This window comes from Thermoanaerobaculia bacterium (genome assembly GCA_018057705.1).
In the GTDB taxonomy this organism is placed as follows: domain Bacteria; phylum Acidobacteriota; class Thermoanaerobaculia; order Multivoradales; family JAGPDF01; genus JAGPDF01.
On sequence record JAGPDF010000152.1, the window covers coordinates 1 to 5042 of the forward strand.

Below are 5042 nucleotides of genomic sequence, written 5' to 3' on the forward strand. Positions count from 1 at the left end.
CGAGGCCGAGCTTCGCGAAGCGCTCGAGCACCGCGACCAGCAGGATGACGCGGTTGCCGTCGAGGCCGACGCTCATTCTCCGGGGTGACGGGAAGTTGGTCGGATTCACCAGCGCCTGGGTCTCGACGAGGAGCGGCCGGGCACCGGAGAGCGTCGGCAGGACTGCCGAGCCCGGCGCGCCGCGCCGGCGCCGCGCCAGCAGGACCTGCGACGGGTCGAGCACCGGTTCGAGTCCAGACTCGCGCATCTCGAACATGGCGATCTCGCCGGTCGGGCCGAAGCGGTTCTTCGTGGCGCGCAGGATCCGGTAGTCCGATTCGCGCTCGCCTTCGAAGTTGAGCACCGTGTCCACCAGATGCTCGAGCGACTTCGGTCCGGCGATCGTCCCCTCCTTGGTCACGTGCCCGACGAGGAAGAGCGTCGACTCCGAGCGCTTGGCGAAATCGACCAGCCGGTTGGCGCAGTGGCGGACCTGGCCGATCGAGCCTGGCGGGCTCTCGAGATCGTCGCTGGCGATCGCCTGGATCGAGTCGACGAGGAGCGCCGCCGGTGCGGCCTCCCGCGCCGCGTCGAGGACCGTCTCGAGGCGCGTCTCCCCCACCACCAACACGGCGCTCGACGCGCAACCCAGACGCTCGGCGCGCAGCCGGAGCTGGCGCGGCGACTCCTCGGCGCTGGCGTAGAGGACCTTGCGCTCGAGTCCGGCGAGCCGCGCCGCGAGCTGCAGCAGGAGCGTCGACTTGCCGATCCCGGGCTCGCCGGCGAGCAGCACCGCGCCGCCCGCGACCACGCCGCCGCCGAGCACCCTGTCGAGCGCCGGCATGCCGGAGGGCGTGCGCAGCACCTGCTCCTGATCGATCTCGGAGAGCGCGACGGGCACGCTCCCGGGGCGCTCCCCGGCCTTCGTGCCGCGCTTCGGCGCCTCGCGCAGCTCCTCCACGAACGACGACCAGGTGCCGCACTCCGGGCAGCGCCCCAGCCATTTCGTCGACTGGTAGCCGCAGCTCTGGCAGGCGTACAGGGTGCGCTGGGCCGCCACCGTCAGAACCCGGGGACCGATCCCATGAGGTACTTGAGATCGTCGTCGCTCCAGCGGATGCCCACACCGACGAACGGCGAGCGGAACTCCTCGACCAGAGGATCGTCGTAGCCGGCCTTGACGTAGAGATTGCGCAGGAAATTCCACTGCCCGGTGAGCCGCAGGTGGGGATCGAGATCGCGTTCGCGGCCGAAGTCGAAGGCCTCGAACGAGAGCGCCGCCCGCTTCTCGAAGAACGAATAGTCGACCTGGACGCCGGCCGAGTTCTCGATGACGCCGGCCCACAGGGAGCCGCGGCGCTCGGCGAACGGGAAACCGAAGAGCGCCGACCAGTTGGCGCGCTCCGTGTCGGAGGTCAAGCGGTCGGTGGTCGTCGTCGCCGTCGAGCCGTCGGGCAGCGTGACGGTGACGATCTCGCGTTTTTCGTAGATCCGGCCGCGCGGATCGGTGACCAGCTCGACGCGGTAGAAGCGCGGGCTCTCCTCGCCGTGCGGCATCACGTCGATGCGGAACGCCGAGCGCCAGTCCTCGAGCTCCGAGAGATAGGCGCCGTCGAGGCCGAGATGAAGCTCGAGGTCGTTCACCCGGCCGAGCGTATCGCCGAGCGCGGAGACCCCCTCCTCGACGCTCCCCAGGGCGCTCATCAGCTGATCGTGCGCCTCCGGACTCGCGACCAGCTTGCCGATCGTGCCCTCGCCGCTGGCGATCTTGGTGGTGATCACGTTCAGGTTGTCGACCGAGGTCTGCACCCGCTCGGTGAGGTCCTTGATGTTGGCCATCGAGTCCTTGAGCGTCCCCCGGTTCTCCGCCAGGACGCCCTCCATCTGCGCGAGAACGTGGGCGATCTGCTCGGTGATGCGCGGCAGCTCGCGGGCCAGCGTCTCGCTGAAGCGCTCGAAGTTCGCCATCGTGCCGGAGACATTGGCCCGGTTCTCGGCGATCAGCGCGCGCAGCTCGTCCGATGTCGCCCGGACGCTCTCGATGAGCACCGAGATCCCGCCACCGGCGCCGCCGGTGCCGCCCGCTCCCCCGGGCCCGCCGGCGCCGGCGCCCCCGCCGAAAAACCCCTGGATCGAGTCGGCGATGCCGTCGATCTTCGCCATGGCGTCGTCGAAGGAGACCGGGGTCTTGCCGGGCAGGACAGCGTCCGCGGGCAGGAGCGCAGCGCCCTCGGCCCCCAGCCGCAGCTCGATGAACTTGTCGCCGAGCAGCCCCTGATTGGCGATCACGGCATAGCTCCCTTCGACGAAAGCGATCGGCTGGTCGAGGAGCAGCGAGACGCGCGCCCTCCGGCCCTCGAGCCGGATCCCGTCCACCCGACCGACCCGGACGCCGGCGAGGCGCACGGCGGCCTTGTCGTCCAGGCCGACGATCGAGTCGAAGACGGCATCGACGCGGGTGCCCTTGGGTCCCCACAGCCGCCAGTCTTCGACGCGCAGGATCAGCCAGCCCAGGAGCACCAGGCAGGCGGTCATGAAGATTCCGACTTTGACGACCTGCGACGTGTTCGTCATCGCGTGCTCCTCGGGTCAGGCCCGGTCCACGATCTCATCGGTCAGCGGCCCGGTGGCCAGTCCTTGAATGAACTGCTGCACCCGCGGATCGGGCGAGGCCCGGAACTCGGCGGGCGGCGCGTAGGCGATGATCTTCCCCCGGTGGAGCATCGCGATCCGCTCGGCGATCCGGAAGGCGCTGTCCATGTCGTGGGTGATCGAGACCGCGGTCGAGCCGAGCTTCTGCTGGAGCTCCAGGATGAGCTCATCGATCACCGCCTTCATCACGGGGTCGAGGCCGGTCGTCGGCTCGTCGAAGAGGAGAATCTTCGGCTCGAGGGCGATGGCCCTCGCGAAGCCGACGCGTCGCCGCATGCCGCCCGAGAGCTCGGCCGGCATCTTGGCTTCTGCCCCCTCCAGGTGGACCATCTCGAGGCATTCGGCGACCCGCGCGGCGATCTCGTCCTTGGGGCGCTTCGCCCGGCGCAGCGCGAAAGCGACGTTCTCGAAGACCGTCATGGAGTCGAAGAGCGCGCCCTCCTGGAACGACATGCCGAAGCGCCGCCGGAAGCCGGTGATCTCGCGCTCGCCGAGCGTTTCGATGTCGACACCGTCGACGACCACCCGCCCCGAGTCCGGACGCAGCAGACCGATCATGTGTTTGAGGAGCACGCTCTTGCCGCTCCCCGAGCCGCCGAGAATGACTACCGACTCGCCCTCGTAGATGGCGATGTCGAGGCCGTCGAGGACCGTCTTCTCCCCGAACGCCTTCGAGATTCTCTGGAGATCGATCTTGACCGGCGGCAGCCCGCCCTGGGTCGCCATGATCAGGTCCGGATCCCGGGTAACGAGGTCGGCATTCGACGCGTCCAGGCTCAAAACAGGATCTTCGTGAGGAAGAAATCCGAGATCAGGATGGCGATCGAGGCGAGGACGACGGCGCGGGTCGTCGCCCGCCCGACGCCCTCGGCTCCGCCGCGCGTGAAGTAGCCCTTCTGGCAGCCGACGACGGCGATGATCAGCCCGAAGAAGGCCGCCTTGATCAGCCCGGAGCGGACATCGGCAGAGTCCATGAAGACGAACGTGTTCTCCATGTAGGTCACCGGATTGGCGCCGAAGTAGACCACCGAGACCAGGTAGCCGCCGGCGATGCCGATCACGTCGGCGGCGATGATCAGCAGCGGCAGCATGAGCACCGTCGCCCAGACCCGCGGCACGACCAGGAAGTGCACCGGATCGGTGGCCAGCACCTCGAGCGCATCGATCTGCTCGGTGACCCGCATCGTGCCGAGCTCCGCTCCCATCGCCGAGCCGCAGCGCCCGGCGATGAGCAGCGACGAGATCACCGGCGCGAGCTCGCGCACCATCGAGATCGCCACCAGTGAGCCGACGTAGCCCTCGGCGTTGAAGCGCTTCAAAGTCGAGAAGGTCTGCAGCGCCATCACCATGCCGGTGAAGAGCGCCGTCAGGAGAACGACCGGCAGGGAGTCGACACCGATGCGGACCATCTGACGCACCAGCTCCTTCCCGTCGTAGGGCGGGCGGAAGGTCCAGGTGAGGGTTCGCCAGAGGATCTGGAAGAACCTCCCCATCTCGGTGAAGTAGCCCTCGAGCGGAACGGCCCCGCTCTTCACGACATCGACCTCGCCGGCAGCGCCGTCGCCTTCGCCACCGGCACTGCCGCGGTGTCTTCCACGAACCGTCGCGGCAGGCGCAGCCCGAAAAGACAGAGCAGCTGGTACGGAACGGTTCCGACCTCCGCCGCGAGCTCGACCGCCGAGATCGCTTCGGCGCCCTGACGCCCGAGAAGTGTGACGCGCGCGCCGACGCCGGCATCGACACCGGTGACGTCCACCGCCAGAAGGTCCATGCTCACCGAGCCGACGACCGGCACGCGCCGGCCGGAGACGAGCACTTCGGCGCGATTGCCCAGCCGCCAGGAGTAGCCGTCGGCATAGCCCACCGGCACGATCCCGATCCGGCTCGCCCGCTCCGCCGTGAAGCGGCCGCCGTAGCCGACCCGGGTCCCCGCCGGAACCTCTTTGACCTGGACGAGCTCGGCCTCGACCGAGAGCACCGGCTCGAGATCCGCCGACAGCCGCCCCGCAGAGTCGTAGCCGTAGAGCGCGATCCCCAACCGCACCCAGTCGTACCGGGCGGCGGGCAAATGAAGAGCGCCCGCACTGTTGGCCAGATGGACCGTCGTCGCGGCCCGCTCATTCTCGGTAAGAGAGGAAAGGAGCTCCTTGAAGCGTCCCTCCTGCATTCGATTCGACTCCGAGTCGGGCGTTTCCGCCTCCGCGAGGTGCGAGAGCACCCCCTCCATCCGCAACTCCGGAGAGGAACGAAGAAGCTCGAACAAGGAAGAGGCCTCTCGCGTGTCGATACCGAGGCGCGTCATCCCGGTGTCGAACTTGAGGTGCAGTGGCGCTACCCACCCACACCCTTTACTGAAGGCTTTGAGAGCCTGGAGGCTCTCGAGACTGGAAATGACTGGAGTCAGGCGGTGA

Annotated in this window: 5 protein-coding genes; all 5 read right to left on the reverse strand. The window is 68.5% G+C overall.

What is annotated here, in order from left to right; all coding sequences use genetic code 11:
• Nucleotides 1-1039: DNA repair protein RadA (gene radA, locus KBI44_21375; protein ID MBP9147037.1), on the reverse strand; the 1039-nt coding region annotated here is incomplete at its 3' end.
• A gap of 2 nt (nucleotides 1040-1041) precedes the next feature.
• A complete protein-coding gene (locus KBI44_21380; GenBank protein MBP9147038.1) occupies nucleotides 1042-2553 on the reverse strand; it encodes an MCE family protein in 1512 nt (503 codons plus the stop codon).
• Between the two features lie 15 nt (nucleotides 2554-2568).
• Nucleotides 2569-3357, reverse strand: a complete 789-nt coding sequence (locus KBI44_21385; GenBank protein MBP9147039.1) for an ABC transporter ATP-binding protein — start codon at nucleotides 3355-3357, stop codon at nucleotides 2569-2571.
• Nucleotides 3358-3407: 50 nt separating this feature from the next.
• On the reverse strand, nucleotides 3408-4124 hold the full coding sequence (locus KBI44_21390; GenBank protein ID MBP9147040.1) for an ABC transporter permease: 717 nt from the start codon (nucleotides 4122-4124) through the stop codon (nucleotides 3408-3410).
• Nucleotides 4125-4162: 38 nt separating this feature from the next.
• The coding region (gene alr / locus KBI44_21395) for an alanine racemase (GenBank protein MBP9147041.1) at nucleotides 4163-5042 on the reverse strand (880 nt) is incomplete at its 5' end.